Raw genomic sequence first — 16626 nt, forward strand, 5'->3', positions numbered from 1 at the left:
AAGAAATGACCCGCGCGCCACTTTTTACGGCGCAATCGGGCGGTGAGGCGGAAATGGCACGTTACGATTACTCGGGGCAGCATAGCCCCGAGCAGATGCATTACTCGAATCAATCGCATCCTGAAGATGCGTATGATTATCCAGATGAAAGCTATAGCTATGATGACGCCCCGCGCGCAGGCGCTGGGCTGGGCCGCATTGTCAACGTGCTTGGGGCGGTTGCGTCTTTGGCGCTGGTCGCCGGAGTCGGCGTTTGGGGCTACCAACTGATCATGCGCGACGTCAGCGGGGTACCGGTCGTGCGTGCCGCCGAAGGACCCATGCGCGTGCAGCCCGAAAATCCCGGCGGGACGCCTGCTGATCATCAGGGCCTAGCGGTGAATGCAGTTGCCGCTATCGGGACTGCTGCACCGCCGGCAGATCGTCTGATCCTTGCACCGCGCCCCGTGTCTCTGACTGATGAAGACACGCCCATGACCGCGCTTGAGGCCACAAATGCAGTGCAAGTGATTGAGGAACCCGCCACTGATCAGGCGATCGTGAACGCTCTGGCCGAAGGGCTCGCCGCCGAACCTCAGCTCGAACAGACGCCTGAGCAGGGCGTGCAATTGGCTTCCCTGGTCACGCCCGAAGAAGAGCCCGCGATTGATCCGGCTGATTACGCAGCGCAACAGCCCGACCCTAAGATTGCTGCACTGCCTGGTGTACGCCGGTCGCTGCGTCCGCATGTGCGTCCAGCCCGCGCTACGCCAAGTTCTATTTCGTCCAACAGCGCTACGGAAGCTGCGATCAATGCTGCAGTAAAGGCTGCTGTTGGTCTGGATGTTGATCCCGATACATTGACCAAAGGCACGCGACTTGCTCAGCTTGGGGCATACGAAAGCGCCGATGTGGCGCAGGCCGAATGGGCACGTTTGAATGGTCGATTTGGAGAATATATGGATGGAAAACAGCGTGTTATCCAGAAGACCTCAAGCGGAGGGCGAACCTTCTATCGCCTGCGTGTCATGGGGTTTGATGATCTGAGCGAATCGCGCCAGTTTTGCGCGGCCCTAGTCGCGCAGGGTGCAGACTGTATCCCGGTCGCCGTCCGGTGAGATTTGGCGCGGTTATCACCGATGCCGAAGGGCTGCGCCTGACGCCGGATGAGAAAGCTCTGTTCAAAGAGATGAACCCGTTCGGGTTCATTCTGTTTGCCCGCAACATCGAATCCGCTGATCAGACCCGCGCCTTGTGCGAGGAATTCCGCGAGGCGGTTGGCCGAAATTGCCTAATCACCGTCGATCAGGAGGGGGGCCGCGTACAACGTCTGCGCGCACCTTTAGCCCGTGAATGGTTGCCCCCTTTGGATCATGTCGCGCATGCCGGAGATCAGGCCGAGCGCGCGATGTATCTGCGCTATCGTCTGATCGCGCATGAACTGCTGGGATTGGGCATCGACAGCAATTGTGCGCCGATGGTCGATCTGGCCCGCGAGGGTACTCATGCGTTCCTGAAGAACCGCTGCTATGGGTCCGATCCCGAAAAGGTTTCCGCGATTGGTCGAGCCGTTGCCAACGGACACTTTGATGGCGGAGTGTTGCCGGTAGTAAAGCACATGCCCGGCCACGGTCTGTCGACGCTCGACAGTCATCACGAGTTGCCGCATGTGGATCTTTCTCTAAGTGCACTGGAAGCAGCAGATTTTGCACCATTCCGCGCGCTGAACGACTTGCCGATGGGGATGACGGCGCATTTGGTTTATGACCAGATCGATCCACGGCCCGCAACGATTTCTGCTGGAATGATGACGTTGATTAGGGAGTGCATCGGTTTCGACGGTCTGATTATGACCGACGATATCACGATGAAAGCCCTGAACGGCGCGCCCGCCGACTTGGCCCGACAGGCACTGGACGCTGGATGCGATGTTGCTTTGCACTGCAACGGGGCCTTTGAAGAGCGTGCTAAGGTGCTCGAAGCCGCTGGTGAGATGTCGGATGCGGCACAAGCCCGTGCAGATCGGACGCTGGCCCGGAGACAACCGCCACAGGAACTTGACATCCAAGCCGCCGAGGCGGAACTATCTGCCCTAATGGGCGGGCAGGTATATGCAGGATAACCTTTTCAGCGAAGACCCGGTCTCGGTTGCCGATCGGCTGGCCGCCGAGGCTTTGATTGTGGACGTCGATGGGTTTGAGGGTCCGCTCGATGTGCTTTTGACACTTTCGCGTACGCAAAAAGTGGACTTGCGCAAAATCTCGGTTCTGGCGTTGGCGCAACAGTATCTGACCTTTGTCGAAAAAGCGCGGCAGTTGCGGATTGAGCTGGCGGCAGATTATTTGGTGATGGCGGCCTGGCTGGCCTTCCTCAAATCACGCCTGTTATTGCCTCCGGACCCGGATGACGAAGGCCCATCGGGCGAGGAACTCGCCGCGCACCTCGCATTCCAATTGGAGCGTCTGCAGGCCATGCGTGATGCCGCCGCTCGGTTGATGGCGCGTGATCAATTGGGCCGCGATTTTTTTAAACGCGGGCAGGGTGAGGATGTTACGCGTATCCGCACCGTGACCTATTCCGCCACACTGCTGGACCTGATGCAGGGCTATGCGCGTATCCGCACGCGCGACGAGTTCCGCCCCTTCGTCATGGATCGCGACGCCGTTTTCACCATGGAACAAGCGCTTGAGCGGATGCGGCCCTTGATAGGCTTTGCCGGTGCGTGGACGGATATGGAGACCTACCTGCCCGAAGGCTGGGATGCCGATCCGGTGCGGCGACGCTCGGCCACGGCTGCAACCTTCGCAGCCTCGCTTGAGCTGGTGAAAGAAGGACATATGGAGATCAAGCAAAGCGAGACCTTTGCGCCGATCCATCTGCGTAAGAGGACTGAGACACGTGACTGACGCCAACGAAGAGACAGGCACACTGTTCGAAGCGCCACCCTTGGCGGAACAGGAACGTATGGTCGAGGCCGTGCTGTTTGCCAGCGCCGAGCCGGTGACGATTGGTGATCTTGAAGCGCGGATGCCCCATGGCAGCAATGCCGCGCAAGCTGTTGAATCGCTTCAGAAACGGTACGAAGGGCGCGGGGTGCGTGTGGTGCGCGTTGGTGAGGCTTGGGCGATCCGCACAGCCCCCGATCTTGGCTTCCTGATGCAGAAGGAAACGGTTGAGACCCGCAAGCTTAGCCGGGCTGCAATCGAAACACTGGCAATCGTGGCCTATCACCAGCCCTGCACCCGCGCCGAGATTGAGGAAATCCGGGGCGTGTCCGTTTCGCGCGGCACCATTGATCAACTGCTTGAGATGGAGTGGATCCGACTGGGCCGCCGTCGCATGACACCAGGCCGTCCGGTGACATTCGTCGTAACGCCTGAGTTTCTGGATCATTTCGGGCTGGAAAACGCCCGTGACCTGCCGGGCCTGAAGGAGTTGCGCGCAGCCGGACTGTTGGAAAATCGCCCACCCCCTGGTGCTGTGCCGCTGGGCGAAGGGCAGGGTGATGACGAGGACGAAGATCAAACCGAGCTGTTCGAAGAAGAGTGATCGGACGGCCCTTTTACTGCCGCAGATCGCACCTATCCTAGGGTGCACATAACGGAGTTGAGCCAATGAATGCCAATCGGATCATCGATATGATCGTGCGCCGGGTGATGCGTCGCCTGGTGAACCACGGTGTGGACAAGGGTATTGATATGGCCAGCAAGGTGGGCCGCAAACCGGGTCAGTCTGATGTTGAGAATGGCCCCGAGGCGGATCGCCAGATGCGCGATGCGACCAAGCGCCAAAATCAAAGCGCAAAGCAGATGCGGCAGGTGTCGCGTCAGATGCGTCGGTTCATGAAGTTCTGAAACTCAGCCCACGGCTTTGAAATGCTTGGACAGTTTCAGGCCTTGACCCTGATAGTTCGAGGCAATCCCAGCTCCATATAGCTGTGTCGGCATTTCGGCCATCTTCTCATAAACCAGGCGCCCGACGACTTGTCCGTGTTCCAACACAAATGGCGCTTCGTGGCAGCGCACTTCCAGCACCCCGCGTGATCCGGCACCGCCTGCTTCGGCATGTCCAAAGCCCGGGTCAAAGAATCCGGCGTAATGTACCCGGAACTCGCCGACCATAGCGAGATATGGGGCCATTTCAGCAGCATACATTGGCGGGATATGCACCGCTTCGCGGCTGACGAGAATGTAGAACGCGCCGGGGTCGAGGATGATGCGACCGTCCTTGGTATGCACCTCTTCCCAGTATTCCTGCGGGTCGTATTCGCCGATCCGATCCAGATCGATCACCCCGGTATGGGGCTTGGCGCGATAGCCGACCAGATCGGTATCGGGCAGTTGCAGATCGACCGAAAACCCCAACCCGTCCTGAATGACGGCTGGCCCATCAACCAACGGCGTTTGACCATGCAACGCGGTCAGCTCGGCGTCGCTGAGTACCGCCTGACCTTTGCGGAAACGGATCTGATTCAGACGCATTCCGGGGCGCACCAGAACCGAGAACGATCGCGGGCAGATCTCGGCATAAAGCGGACCTGTGTAGCCTGCGGGAACCCGATCAAACTCGGTTCCGCCATCGGTGATCGTGCGCGTGAGCAAGTCGAGCCGCCCGGTCGAGCTTTTGGCATTGGCCACCGCACTGACGTCATCGGGCAGGGCGAGTGATTCCATCAGCGGCACCAGATAGACACAGCCCTTTTCCAGAACAGCGCCTTCAGTGATGTCGATGCGGTGCATCTCAAACTCGGCCAGCCGGTCTGCGACAGAACGCCCTTCGCCCGCCAGAAAGGACGCGCGCACCCGGTAAGCCACTGTGCCCAAACGTAGATCAAGGCTTGCCGGCTGCACTTGTGCAGGGATGATATCCGGGCTTGCGGCGATCTCAGCGCGTGCAATCATCACCTCAAGCTGTTGGTTTGGGCAAACACCTGTCATCTCGATCCCCTCTGCTGCCAGAGCGGGATCTGGCCTATGTGCCATAAACGTCGGTGTGATTTGGTCGGGCTAGCAGGACTCGAACCTGCGACCTTCCGTCCCCCAGACGGACGCGCTACCAGGCTGCGCCATAGCCCGACGTTGAGGTGTTCATAAAGACTTTCCCGGCGGGGGCAAGAGGAAATCATCGCCTTTTTTGCTATCCCGCCGTGTGGTGTTCGACGCGATCCAGCCACCTGCGCAGGTCCTTGGCGATGGGTGCAATCTGGTGCAACAGCTCATCGTCATACTCGTCACGATTCCATGCCAGCGAGGCAATACCACCCATCAGCGGCGCTGCATCCAGCTCAGCCGGTATCGGGTTGGGTTCGGGGGTTGCGACGGGTTTCGGAGCCCTCGGGGCAGGGGAATGGGCGGGTTCGCCCAAATCCATGTCGATCTGGTTTGCGGATGGTTCCGGCGCTGAAGCAAACGGAACCACAGTATCGTCGATGCTGGGTACGGGCGCGTTTTCATCCAGGCTAGGTGACAGCGAAGCAACATGCGCAACGCCCTGTTCCCGAAGGATACGCTGAACACCTTTGATGGTAATCCCGTCCTCGTGCAGCAGTTTCTTAATACCGCCCAGCAGACGCATATCATTGGGGCGATAATATCGCCGTCCACCGGCGCGTTTGACGGGTTTGACTTGGGCAAACCGGCTTTCCCAGAAACGCAGCACATGAGCATGAACTCCGAGCCAGTCCGCAACTTCACTTATGGTGCGAAAGGCATCGGGGGACTTACTCATAACCTGGATGTCCTGAACTTACTTGCGGTTCCCTGCGGCGACGCGATCCTTCATCAGGTGCGACGGACGGAATGTCAGTACACGACGGGGCTGGATCGGAACCTCTTCACCGGTTTTAGGGTTGCGACCGATACGGGCAGTTTTGTCCCGAACGCTGAAGGTGCCGAAGGACGAAATCTTGACCTGTTCGCCACGCACCAGCGCGTCAGACATGTGGTTCAGAACGCTTTCGACCAGCTGTGCGCTTTCATTGCGTGACAGGCCAACCTCACGAAAGACGGCCTCGCTCAGATCCATTCGGGTCAGTGTTTTGTCGCCCATGCTTTTTCCCCTGTTGATGTCTGAGCATATGGCTATGCAAAATTCGCTGTCAATATCAATGAATTGCAGGAGGCTCTGTAAGCCGGATTGTGCCGGTCACCAACGCAGTGCGACCGCACCCCAGGCCAGACCGCCACCAATCGCCTCTGTAACGATCAGATCGCCGGTTTTGATCTGGCCGTTTTGCTTGCCCACCGACAGGGCCAGAGGGATGGAGGCTGCCGATGTGTTGCCATGGTCCTGAACGGTGACCACAACGTTATCCATCGGCAGGCCCATCTTCTTGGCGGTGCCCTGAATAATGCGGATATTGGCCTGATGCGGCACGATCCAGTCAACATCGTCGCTGGACAGACCTGCACGCTCCAGCGCGACTTCTGCGGTTCGGGCCAGTTTTTCGACCGCATGACGGAAGACCTGATTGCCCTGCATCCGCAAGTGGCCGGTGGATTGGGTCGAAACCCCGCCATCAACATAGAGAAGGTCTTTGTAGCGTCCGTCCGAATTCAAGTCGGTCGCAAGAATACCGCGATCATCCGAAGTGCCCTGACCTTCTTGCTCTTCCAGAACCAGTGCGCCCGCGCCATCGCCAAACAGCACGCAGGTCGAGCGGTCGGTCCAGTCCATGATTCGTGAAAAGGTCTCGGCGCCGATCACCAGTACGCGCTTGGCCTGACCGGACAGGATCAGGGCGTTGGCGTTGCTGAGGGCAAAGACAAACCCAGCGCAGACCGCCTGTACATCGAAGGCAAAACCTTTGGTCATGCCCAACCGGGCCTGTACCATGGTTGCCGCCGAAGGAAAGGTCAGATCAGCTGTGGAGGTTGCCAGTACAATCGCGTCGATATCATCCGCCGTCAGTCCGGCATCAGCCAGTGCAGCTTCGGCCGCTTTGGTGGCCAGATCGGATGTGGTTTCGTCCTCGGCCGCGAAATGTCGCCGCTCGATCCCGGACCGGGTGCGAATCCATTCGTCCGTTGTATCCAGCGTTTTCTCGAACTCAGAGTTCGGTACAACGCGCTCTGGCAAATAATGCCCGACACCTACAACAACTGAGCGGCCTGCCATGCTGGGGTACTGCCTTTTTTGTTATTATTCCGATTGAGACACGGAATGGGCCGCATCTTGTGCAAGTGCGGCTGTTGATGCAACCCGTGCCGCCAATTTTTCGGCGAAACCGGATTCAGCCAGAGTGAAGGCCAGCTTAACCGCTGCGGAAACGCCGGTTGCGTCCGCTCCGCCGTGGGATTTCACCACGGTTCCGTTGAGTCCCAGGAACACGCCGCCATTGACTCGGCGCGGGTCTATCCGCTTTTTCAGACGATTCAACGAGGTGATTGCCAGGATCGAGGCCAGCCGGGATAGGGGCGAGTATTTGAACGCTTCACGAAGCAAATCACGGATAAGGTTCGCGGTGCCTTCGCCGGTTTTAATGGCGACATTTCCAGTGAAGCCGTCGGTCACGATCACGTCAGCTTTGTCGCCGGGGATATCGCTGCCCTCGACAAAGCCCACGAACTCGAAATTCGCCTGATCGGCAAAGTCCGAGATCATCGCGTGGGCTTCCTTCAGTTCAGCGCGGCCCTTGTGTTCTTCGGTGCCGACATTCAGCAACCCGATCCTAGGGCGGCTGAGCGCCATACCGTTGCGCGCGTATGAAGCCCCCATCAGCGCGTATTGCAAAAGGTCCTTGGCATCAGCGCGCACATCTGCGCCGACGTCCAGCATCACGTTGAACCCATGCGGATTGCGCGAGGGCCACAGGATCGCGATGGCAGGGCGGTTCACGCCGGGCAGCTTGCGCAGCCGCAACATGGACATGGCCATCAGCGCGCCCGTATTGCCGCAGGACACTGCGCCGTGCGCTTCACCTGCACGCACCGCTTCCAGAGCGGACCACATCGACGTGCTCTTGCCGCTGCGGACAACCTGGCTTGGTTTGTCTTCCATCGTGACCACGTCCGGGCAATCACGAAAAACGACGCGCCCATCAAGGACACGCCGTTTGGCAACCAGCTTGCGTAGTTCCTGTTCCTGACCGTGCAGGATGAACCCGATCTTCGGGTTCTTGTCCGCAGATTTTGCAATGCCCGCCACAACGACGGCAGGGCCCGAATCTCCGCCCATAGCGTCAACCGAGATGATGATCCGTCCGGTCTGCGTGGGCTGATCCGTCATGCCTTGGCCTGCGTCCAATCAGGCTTAGGCCGCGTCTTCGTCCAGGTCGATTTCGTCGGCCTGAGCGACGACTTCACGATCGTCATAGTGGCCGCAAGATGCGCAAACGTGGTGTGGGCGCTTCAGCTCGCCGCAGTTCGGGCATTCGTTCGGGTTTGCAGCAACCAGAGCGTCGTGTGCGCGGCGGTTGTTGCGACGCGACTTGGAAACTTTGTTCTGTTGGACGGCCATGGTCTCAACCTTTGTCTGATATGGGCTGACAGATTCGCTGTCAGCCGGGTTACGTACTTTGTTTTCTCGTGGTTTGACGCGCGTTTAAGGGGCTTGCCCCGCAATGTCCAACCCAAATTCCAATGAGCGCGCGAAAATACTGCGATTCTCGTCATGTTCAAGCGGTTTTTCTGACGGCCTGCTATGACAGGAAATCCCTCGCCTGTCACTCGTCTTTTTTCATCGCATCCCGCAGCCTCGCCAAACCAGCGAAGGGTTTTACATCCTCATCTGTGAGGGCCTGTTTGCCCGGTTCGGTATAGTCTATCTGGCCCAGCTCAACTCCATCCTTCCGTGGATATTGGGGCAGGGCCAGCGACAGCGCTTCAACCATGATCAGCGCAGGATCGATCTCGGGGCCAAGCGGTTCGGTCTCGTCATCCTCGGGGATTTCGAACTCGGGCTCTTCCGGATCGCTCCAATCGGCCACAAAAACGCGACTCACCGGGGTGTCGATGCGTGTGGTCACAGGTTCCAGCGTCACGACACAAGGTTGGATCACCGTTGCGCCCAGCTTGCCAGAAAGCATCCAATCCCGTTTGCCCTGCGCGCGCAATTCGCCGACAAAGCTGAGCTTGCGCAGGCCAAGCAGTCCGAGCTCTTGTTTTATGGCCTCCAGCGCGTCGCCGGTCGGGCGCAACTCAAACGGGGTCGGAGCGTTTTGCGGCAGGTCTGCGACGCGTAAAGATGTCTGGTTGCTCATTCGTGAGGTTTTCCTGTGTTGAACCGGAGCCTTGGTTTCTGTAATCGGATAGGGTCCGCAAGGGGCCATGGCAAGAGGATGTGCATGTTGAAGGGTTTGAACAGGTTGAAACCAGCGTCGAAAACGCTTGTCTTTGCGGCCTGTCTGGCGGTCGCGGGCGCATGTTCACCAATCTTCAAGAATCACGGCTACGTGCCTCCGCCAGAGGACCTGGCCAAAATCAAGGTCGGCGTCGATACCCGCGATAGTGTTGAAGAAACCATCGGCGCGCCCAGCTCGGCGGGCGTGGTGCGGGATTCGGGCTATTACTATGTCGCCTCGCGCGTCCGTCATTATGGGCCCAAACGACCCGAGGTCGTTTCACGTGAACTGGTCGCGATCAGCTTTGATCAGCGCGGCGTCGTTCGCAATATCGAGCGGTTCGGCCTGGAAGACGGCTATGTCATCGTGCTGGATCGTCGCGTGACCGATTCCAACGTGGAAGACAAAGGCTTCCTGCGTCAGCTTCTGGGTAACATCGGTAACTTCAACCCGGCAAATATTCCTGGCGCAAACAACTAAAGCGACCAATTCTCTTGCAGTGGTCACAGGACAGTCACACATTCTGTAGTAAGGACCAGACAGATGTGACCGGTCAGCAACCGCAGGAGGATGCGACCATGGCGGTTTTGTTGGACAAGGGCCGATATCGCGCCCGCTTGGCGCAAACCGAGCAAGACGTGGCGGCGGCGCAGACGCTGAGGATGCTGACCTTTGCTACTGATGGTCAGGATTGTGATGCTTTTGACGAACGCTGCGCCCATGTTCTGGTCGAAGATCTGCAGGCCGGTGGGGCGTTGGTGTGCTGTTTCCGTATGCTGACAATGCAGGGCGGCTTTGAAATCGGACTCAGCTACTCGGCACAGTTCTATGACCTGTCGGCGCTACGCGATTTTACCGGACCAATGGTCGAGATGGGCCGGTTCTGTATTCACCCGGACTACAATGATCCGGATATCTTGCGTGTCGCGTGGGGCGCAATGACGGCGTATGTCGATCAGAACGGGATCGAAATGCTGTTTGGTTGTTCGTCATTCGCTGGAACAGAAACTGCCGAATATCTTGACGCTTTTGCGATGCTCAAACACCGACATCTGGCGCCAAGGCGTTGGTTGCCACGAGTCAAGGCGCCGGATGTGTTTCGCTTTGCGGCGCGTTTGCGCCGACGCCCTGATGTAAAACAGGCGATGCTTCGGATGCCGCCCTTGTTGCGTACCTATCTGATGATGGGGGGGTGGGTCAGCGATCATGCGGTGGTAGACAGGCACATGAACACCCTGCATGTGTTCACCGGCCTTGAAATCGGAGCAATTCCCCCAGCTCGTAAACGGTTGCTGCGCGCGGTGGCAGGGTGATTTGAGTATCTGGGAAAAGGTGAAGTTGGGGCGTTGACGCCTTGCTTTGGCCGGTTTAGCTGGCGGGTATGGCGAGAATTCCTTTATTGCAGATGTCCGGTATCTCTCTGACGTTCGGGGGTGATCCGGTGTTTTCCGATCTGGAGCTTGTGGTTCAACCCGGTGATCGCGTCGCGCTGGTCGGGCGGAACGGGTCTGGCAAATCCACCTTGATGAAAGTGATGGCCGGGCTGGTCGAGGCCGATCAGGGTGAAATCGTCATCCCTCCTGGTAAATCAGTCGGTTATATGGAGCAGGATCCCGGAATGCAGGGATTCGCGACGCTTGGAGACTATGCCTCAAGCGGGTTGGAACCGGGTGAGCTGTATAAGGTCGAACGCGCGGGCGAAGGGCTGAAATTCGACCCTGAGCGTGCGGTCGAAACCGCTTCGGGTGGGGAAAGGCGACGCGCCGCCTTGGCCAAGCTGATGGCCGAAGCGCCGGACCTGATGTTGCTGGACGAACCGACGAACCACCTGGATATCGAGGCGATTGCGTGGTTGGAGCGTGAGTTGGGCTCGACCCGTGCAGCCTATGTTCTGATCTCGCATGATCGCGCATTCCTGCGTGCGTTGACCCGTGCGACGCTGTGGATCGATCGCGGAGTTGTGCGGCGGCAAGAACAGGGCTTTGCGGCCTTTGAAAGCTGGAGGGACAAGGTCTGGGAAGAGGAGGATCAGCAGCGCCACAAGCTGAACCGCTTGATCAAGTCCGAGGCGCGATGGGCCGTCGAGGGTATCAGCGCCCGCCGCAAGCGCAATCAGGGTCGTGTTCGGGCGCTACAAGCCTTGCGCGCCGAGCGTGCAGCGCAGATCAAACGTCAGGGATCGGCTGCCATGACGTTGGAATCCGGTCCGAAATCAGGCCGCAAGGTCATCGAGGCTACTGGCGTTTCAAAGGCATTTGACTCTCAGCAGATCGTGCGCAATTTCGATCTTCTGGTTCAGCGCGGCGACCGTGTGGCCTTTGTTGGGCCTAACGGTGTGGGCAAAACGACGTTGCTGAAAATGCTGCTAGGTCAGGTTGAACCAGACGAGGGTTCGGTGGTGCTGGGCACTAACCTTGAGATCGCCGTGTTCGATCAGGCGAGGGCACAGCTGGACCCGGAAATGAGCCTGTGGGACAGCTTGACCGGCGATCCCGAGATGCGGGTCTCGGGCAAGGCCGATCAGGTGATGGTCGGCGGGCAGCCCAAGCATGTGGTGGGCTATCTCAAAGAGTTTCTGTTTGATGATGCGCAGGCAAGAGCGGCTGTTAAGTCATTGTCCGGAGGGGAAAAAGCCCGGTTGCTGTTGGCGAAACTGATGGCAAAAACCTCTAACCTGCTGGTGCTGGACGAACCGACCAACGATCTGGATGTCGAAACGCTGGATCTGCTGCAGGAATTGCTGGACGACTATGATGGCACGGTGCTGCTCGTTAGCCACGATCGGGATTTTCTGGATCGTGTTGCGACCACAACCATCGCCATGGAGGGCAACGGGCGCGCGACCGTCTATGCTGGTGGTTGGTCCGATTACATCGCTCAGCGAGGTGATGTGATTGCGAAAAAGGAAGAAAAACCAAGGCCTTCAAAGCCGAAAGTGAAGCAAGAGGCGAAGCAGAAGGCGGGGCTTTCATTTTCGGAGAAACACCGACTTGAGAAGCTACCAGCAGAGATCGCGCGCCTTGAAGCCGAGATCGCCAAGCTCGAAGATCTGATGTCTGATCCTGAGCTGTTCACACGCGAACCGATCAAGTTCCAGAAGGCAACCGATGCCCTGGTCGAACGGCAGGTAAAACTGTCAGCGGCTGAGGAAGAGTGGCTGATGCTGGAAGAGAAGGCCGAAGCCGGTTGAGTCCGAGTTGTACAACCTCAATCGACTAGATTGTCTGAGTTGTACAAACCTATGCACCGGTTTGCGCGTGCTCAAATGGGGCGGGCGGGGTTACCGGCAACAGTTGCTCCGGCGGGGACGTCCTTCGTGACGACACTGCCCGCGCCGACGATGGCGCGGTCTCCGATAGTGACGCCGGGCATGATGATCGCGCCGCCGCCGATCCAGACGTTTTCGCCGATTGTCACCGGGTGGTCGATTTCCAGACCCTGTGCGCGCAGGGCTGGGTCTTTGGCGTGTTGGGCGCAATAGATCTGTGCCGTGGGGCCGAGCATCGAGTCACTGCCGATGCGAACAGGCGCGGTGTCGAGAATGACACAGCCCGCATTCAGATAAACCCGGTCGCCCAGCGACAGGTTCATTCCATAAGCGCAGTGGAACGGAGCCTCAAAATAGCAATCTTGCCCGATCCCCGCAAAGAGCGCCGCCAATTCGGGAGCTATAGCCCCTCGGTCATCGGGCGGGCAGGTGTTGTGGGCATGGACCGCGCGGCGTGCTTTCATACGAAGCACTTCCAGTTCGGGGTCGAGGCAGCAATACCACTCGCCTGCCGCCATTTTCTGCCGCTCGGTCATGAAACCCGTCTTAGCGCATCCGCAGGGCACCGTCGATGCGGATGACCTCTCCGTTCAGGTAGCCCATCTCGACGATGAACCCGGCCAGACGACCGTATTCGCGCGGGTCGCCGAGGCGAGCAGGGTTGGGGACGTCCGCCGCAAGCTGTTGCTGCACCTCTTCAGGCAGGCCGGCCAGCATCGGGGTCATGAAGATGCCCGGTGCGATGGCCATCACACGGATACCAGTCGAGGCCAGATCGCGCGCCATGGGTAGCGTCATGCCGACCACGCCGCCTTTCGAGGCTGCATAGGCCGCCTGACCCTTTTGCCCGTCAAAGGCCGCGATCGAGGCGGTGTTGATAATCACGCCGCGCGCGCCATCCGGTTCGGGGTCATTCTTTGCCATCTCTGCGGCAGCAAGACGCGAGACGTTGAAGGAACCGACCAGATTGATGTCGATGGTACGCTGGAACGCCTCCAGAGGGTGGGGGCCGTCTTTGCCCACAGTCTTAGCTCCAATCGCAATTCCGGCGCAGTTCACTGCGGCGGTGATGCGACCCATCTTGTCCATCGCATGTGCAATCGCTGAAGCGACCGAGGCCTCAACCGTCACATCGGTTTGTGCGAAATGTCCGCCGATTTCAGCCGCGACCTGCGGGCCACGCTCGGCGTCGCGGTCAAGGATTGTGACCTGCGCGCCGTTCTCGGCAAAGTGACGGGCTGTGGCTTCACCCAGGCCGGAGGCTCCGCCGGTGATCACCGCAGCTATGGTTGAGAGTTGCATGGCGGGTTCCTTCCTGATCTGAACACTTGTTCAGATAATCCCAACCATGGCCCTCTGTCCAGTCACAGCTTTGATCAATCAAGCCTGCTGCGCTGCTGCATCGGCGTGACGCCAAACGCAGCCCGGTACACACGCGAGAAATGGCCGGCGCTTTCGAAACCGCAGGCAAAGGCGACCTCGGTCACCGAAGATTCGGTCTGCAACAGCAGATTGCGGGCGCGGTCCAGCCGCAATTCCATGAAGTATTTCTTAGGCGAGGTGTTCAGGAATTTCCCAAACAGGCGCTCCAGTTGCCGGGTTGAGATGCCGATATCGCTGGCAATGACCGAGGGGGACAACGGGCTTTGGATATTGTCGGTCATGATGTGGATTGCCTTGGCCAGATGCGCGTTCCGCATCCCGTTGCGCGATTGCAGCGAAACGCGCTGATCGGCGGTGGCGTTGCGCACGGCGTTATAGACCATTTGATCGGCCACTGCGACTGATAGATCGTGACCGTGGTCGCGTTCGATCAGGTGCAGCATCAGATCGGCGGTTGCGGTGCCACCCGAGGCGGTCATGTGTTTTTCGTCGGCGACAAAGACGCTGCGAACAAGGTTTATCTCGGGGAAGGCCTCCATGAAAGCATCATGGTATTCCCAATGGATCGCTGCCTGCATCCCATCCAAAAATCCGGCCTCGGCCAGCAGCCATGCACCGGAACACAAGGCGCTGATATTGGTGCCCCGTGCCCGCTCTCGGCGCAGGGTTGCGAGCAGCGGACGCGAGACGTGATTGCGCATGTTTATTCCTGACAGAACAAACAGTTGGTCACATTTTGGGATAGATCCCAATCCGCCATGCACCAAAGTGACCGATCCGTTTGAACAGACCGCATGCTCTGCGTGTTCGGACAGGAAGGACCATCGATAAAGATCTTCCTCGGCCAGCAAATTTGCGATCCGCAATGGCTCGACCGCGCAGGAGAAGGCGAGATGCGAGAATTCCTCGACCAGTATGAAGGCGTAGTGCTGTGTTTGGCTCATCGATAGGACCGGAATCAGGGCGTTCTGACAGTTTTCTGCATGCTGCACGAAAACTAACTGTATACAACATGTATTTTTATACGATACCAGAGGGCAAGCTATCGATTCGCGGGATCGTGATGAAGGGGATCGGATGAGGGACGAAGGGAAATCACCAAAAGAGGCGTTGGCTGAGCATCTGAAGATGTCGGTTCTGACCCTGCGTTTGCGTCCCGGAGAGGATTTGGACGAGGCGCAGCTGTCGCAGGCCTTTGGCCTGTCGCGCACGCCATTGCGCGAAGTGTTCCGGCAGTTGGCCGGTGAGGGGTATCTGGACCTGCGCACCCATCGCGGGGCGCGGGTGTCAGAGATGTCTCATACCACGCTACGCGATTTCTTTCTGGTTGCGCCGATGGTCTATGGCGCGGTGCTGCGTCTGGCCGCGGCGAATGCGACGCACGATCAGATCGATCAGTTGAAAGAGGCGCAAGAGACGTTTCGGCAAGCCTTGCGTACAGGCTCGGCTGAGGAGCGGACGCTGGCCAATACCCGGTTTCACGAGGTGACCGGAGAGATGGCGGGGAATGTCTATTTATCCCCATCGTTCAACCGGTTGCTGATCGATCACGCGCGGATCGGGATGACATTTTATCGCCCGCAGACCGCACGAATGGCTGAGAACCTTTCAGAGGCGAGCGACCAGCATGACGCCATCATCGCCGCCATCGAGACGGGCGATGAGGCGGCTGCTGCGCAGCTGGCCGACGACCACTGGACCCTGTCACGCGATCAGATCGAGCTGTTCGTGATGCCCGAGGGGTTGGATTTTCCGCTGGGGCAGGTCCCCGGTAAGACTTCTGCATGAGGGACACATGACTCCGATCTTCAGATTTGAGGGTATTTATACGCCGGTGGTGACACCCTACGCGGCGGATGGTGGCGTGAACTGGGACGCGTTGGCCGAGGTGATCGAGTACCTGATCGCGAATGGTGTGCACGGGCTGATCTCGGGCGGGTCCACCGGCGAAAACTATGCGCAGACCGTCGATGAGCGGCTGGAACTGGCGCGCTTTACGCATGAACAACTAAAGGGGCGTGTGCCTCTGGTTGTGGGAACGGGGGCGATGCTGACCGGGGATTCCGTCGCTTTAGCCTCAGGTGCGCGAGACCTAGGCGCAGATGCGATCTTGTTGGCCAGCCCGCCGTATTCGGTGCCCACCGACCGCGAGAATGCGCTGAATGCGCTGGCAATCGACAAGGCGGCTGACCTGCCGGTGATGCTGTACAACTATCCGCACCGGACCGGCACGATGATGGGGGAAGAGTTCCTGGACCGCGTAGGCCGCAGCCGGAATTTCTGTGGCATCAAGGAAAGTTCGGGCGATATCAACCGGGTGCATCTGCTGGCGCGGGACTACCCGCATATCCAACTTGGTTGTGGCATGGATGATCAGGCGCTGGAGTTCTTCGCCTGGGGAGCGCCGTTCTGGGTCTGTGGTGGGTCGAACTTTCTGCCTGCCGAACACGTGGCGCTGTATCAGGCTTGTGTGATCGAGGGCAACTTTGCCAAGGGCCGTCGCATCATGAGCGCGCTGATGCCGCTGATGCGGGTGCTGGAGCAGGGCGGCAAATTCATCCAGACGATCAAGCATGGCGTCACCATGAACGGGATCGATGCAGGCGTGGTGAGGCCGCCTCTGAAAGGTTTGAACAAAGATGACAAACGCGCGCTGGAACAGGTGACGCGCGTTCTGAAACGCAAAATCGCAGATATTTTGGCGGAGGGTTAAGGC

The 16626-nt window shown here is 58.8% G+C and carries 20 protein-coding genes and 1 tRNA gene; 10 read left to right on the top strand and 11 right to left on the bottom strand.

Annotation, left to right across the window (positions count from 1 at the left end):
- Positions 1 to 5: 5 nt before the first annotated feature.
- The 5 genes from ACR0MP_RS03805 (at position 6) to ACR0MP_RS03825 (ending at position 3833) form a co-directional block, all read left to right on the top strand.
- A complete protein-coding gene (locus tag ACR0MP_RS03805; RefSeq protein WP_480886922.1) occupies positions 6 to 1097 on the top strand; it encodes an SPOR domain-containing protein in 1092 nt (363 codons plus the stop codon).
- Positions 1094 to 2101, top strand: coding sequence for a beta-N-acetylhexosaminidase (nagZ, locus tag ACR0MP_RS03810; protein WP_480886924.1), 1008 nt, complete (start codon positions 1094 to 1096; stop codon positions 2099 to 2101). The genes ACR0MP_RS03805 and nagZ overlap by 4 nt, the downstream gene beginning before the upstream one ends.
- Complete coding sequence (locus tag ACR0MP_RS03815; RefSeq protein WP_170509855.1) at positions 2091 to 2885, top strand: segregation and condensation protein A; 795 nt, start codon at positions 2091 to 2093, stop codon at positions 2883 to 2885. Before nagZ ends, ACR0MP_RS03815 begins: the two co-directional genes overlap by 11 nt.
- Complete coding sequence (gene scpB, locus ACR0MP_RS03820) at positions 2878 to 3528, top strand: SMC-Scp complex subunit ScpB (protein WP_170396671.1); 651 nt, start codon at positions 2878 to 2880, stop codon at positions 3526 to 3528. Before ACR0MP_RS03815 ends, scpB begins: the two co-directional genes overlap by 8 nt.
- 65 nt (positions 3529 to 3593) lie before the next feature.
- Entirely contained in the window at positions 3594 to 3833 is a 240-nt protein-coding gene (locus ACR0MP_RS03825; RefSeq protein ID WP_170396673.1) for a hypothetical protein, read from the top strand.
- A 3-nt stretch (positions 3834 to 3836) separates the two neighbouring features.
- On the opposite strand, the gene ACR0MP_RS03830 is transcribed toward ACR0MP_RS03825, so the two are convergent.
- The 8 genes from ACR0MP_RS03830 to ACR0MP_RS03865 all read right to left on the bottom strand — a co-directional run bounded on the left by ACR0MP_RS03830 (position 3837) and on the right by ACR0MP_RS03865 (position 9178).
- On the bottom strand, positions 3837 to 4916 hold the full coding sequence (locus tag ACR0MP_RS03830; RefSeq protein WP_480887045.1) for a 2'-deoxycytidine 5'-triphosphate deaminase: 1080 nt from the start codon (positions 4914 to 4916) through the stop codon (positions 3837 to 3839).
- A gap of 61 nt (positions 4917 to 4977) precedes the next feature.
- Positions 4978 to 5054: transfer RNA gene (locus ACR0MP_RS03835), tRNA-Pro, on the bottom strand.
- Between the two features lie 61 nt (positions 5055 to 5115).
- Positions 5116 to 5706, bottom strand: coding sequence for a MerR family transcriptional regulator (locus ACR0MP_RS03840; protein ID WP_480886925.1), 591 nt, complete (start codon positions 5704 to 5706; stop codon positions 5116 to 5118).
- An 18-nt stretch (positions 5707 to 5724) separates the two neighbouring features.
- On the bottom strand, positions 5725 to 6027 hold the full coding sequence (gene ihfA, locus ACR0MP_RS03845) for an integration host factor subunit alpha (RefSeq protein WP_008755922.1): 303 nt from the start codon (positions 6025 to 6027) through the stop codon (positions 5725 to 5727).
- A gap of 96 nt (positions 6028 to 6123) precedes the next feature.
- Positions 6124 to 7095: a beta-ketoacyl-ACP synthase III gene (locus ACR0MP_RS03850; RefSeq protein WP_170406350.1), complete on the bottom strand. Its 972-nt coding sequence runs from the start codon at positions 7093 to 7095 to the stop codon at positions 6124 to 6126.
- A gap of 24 nt (positions 7096 to 7119) precedes the next feature.
- Complete coding sequence (gene plsX / locus ACR0MP_RS03855; RefSeq protein ID WP_480886927.1) at positions 7120 to 8205, bottom strand: phosphate acyltransferase PlsX; 1086 nt, start codon at positions 8203 to 8205, stop codon at positions 7120 to 7122.
- A gap of 24 nt (positions 8206 to 8229) precedes the next feature.
- Positions 8230 to 8436: a 50S ribosomal protein L32 gene (rpmF, locus tag ACR0MP_RS03860; RefSeq protein ID WP_008756996.1), complete on the bottom strand. Its 207-nt coding sequence runs from the start codon at positions 8434 to 8436 to the stop codon at positions 8230 to 8232.
- A gap of 205 nt (positions 8437 to 8641) precedes the next feature.
- Positions 8642 to 9178, bottom strand: coding sequence for a YceD family protein (locus tag ACR0MP_RS03865; protein ID WP_480886928.1), 537 nt, complete (start codon positions 9176 to 9178; stop codon positions 8642 to 8644).
- Between the two features lie 84 nt (positions 9179 to 9262).
- Here ACR0MP_RS03865 and ACR0MP_RS03870 point away from each other — a divergent pair, with 84 nt between their 5' ends.
- The 3 genes from ACR0MP_RS03870 to ACR0MP_RS03880 all read left to right on the top strand — a co-directional run bounded on the left by ACR0MP_RS03870 (position 9263) and on the right by ACR0MP_RS03880 (position 12449).
- The gene (locus ACR0MP_RS03870; protein ID WP_170396685.1) at positions 9263 to 9739 is read left to right on the top strand and encodes an outer membrane protein assembly factor BamE; all 477 of its coding nucleotides are present in this window, start codon (positions 9263 to 9265) and stop codon (positions 9737 to 9739) included.
- Positions 9740 to 9837: 98 nt separating this feature from the next.
- Positions 9838 to 10572, top strand: coding sequence for a GNAT family N-acyltransferase (locus ACR0MP_RS03875; protein ID WP_170406340.1), 735 nt, complete (start codon positions 9838 to 9840; stop codon positions 10570 to 10572).
- A 68-nt stretch (positions 10573 to 10640) separates the two neighbouring features.
- Entirely contained in the window at positions 10641 to 12449 is a 1809-nt protein-coding gene (locus ACR0MP_RS03880) for an ABC-F family ATP-binding cassette domain-containing protein (protein WP_480886929.1), read from the top strand.
- Positions 12450 to 12520: 71 nt separating this feature from the next.
- On the opposite strand, the gene ACR0MP_RS03885 is transcribed toward ACR0MP_RS03880, so the two are convergent.
- The 3 genes from ACR0MP_RS03885 to ACR0MP_RS03895 form a co-directional block, all read right to left on the bottom strand.
- Complete coding sequence (locus ACR0MP_RS03885) at positions 12521 to 13063, bottom strand: sugar O-acetyltransferase (RefSeq protein WP_170662771.1); 543 nt, start codon at positions 13061 to 13063, stop codon at positions 12521 to 12523.
- Between the two features lie 10 nt (positions 13064 to 13073).
- Complete coding sequence (locus ACR0MP_RS03890; RefSeq protein WP_170734890.1) at positions 13074 to 13829, bottom strand: 3-hydroxyacyl-CoA dehydrogenase; 756 nt, start codon at positions 13827 to 13829, stop codon at positions 13074 to 13076.
- 74 nt (positions 13830 to 13903) lie between these two features.
- Complete coding sequence (locus ACR0MP_RS03895; RefSeq protein WP_170396693.1) at positions 13904 to 14854, bottom strand: GlxA family transcriptional regulator; 951 nt, start codon at positions 14852 to 14854, stop codon at positions 13904 to 13906.
- 133 nt (positions 14855 to 14987) lie between these two features.
- On the opposite strand from ACR0MP_RS03895, the gene ACR0MP_RS03900 reads away from it, so the two are divergent.
- The gene (locus ACR0MP_RS03900) at positions 14988 to 15698 is read left to right on the top strand and encodes a GntR family transcriptional regulator (RefSeq protein WP_170734892.1); all 711 of its coding nucleotides are present in this window, start codon (positions 14988 to 14990) and stop codon (positions 15696 to 15698) included.
- 7 nt (positions 15699 to 15705) lie between these two features.
- A complete protein-coding gene (locus ACR0MP_RS03905) occupies positions 15706 to 16623 on the top strand; it encodes a dihydrodipicolinate synthase family protein (RefSeq protein WP_480886930.1) in 918 nt (305 codons plus the stop codon).
- Positions 16624 to 16626: the final 3 nt, after the last annotated feature.

It is taken from the genome of Ruegeria sp. K3 (assembly GCF_056531845.1).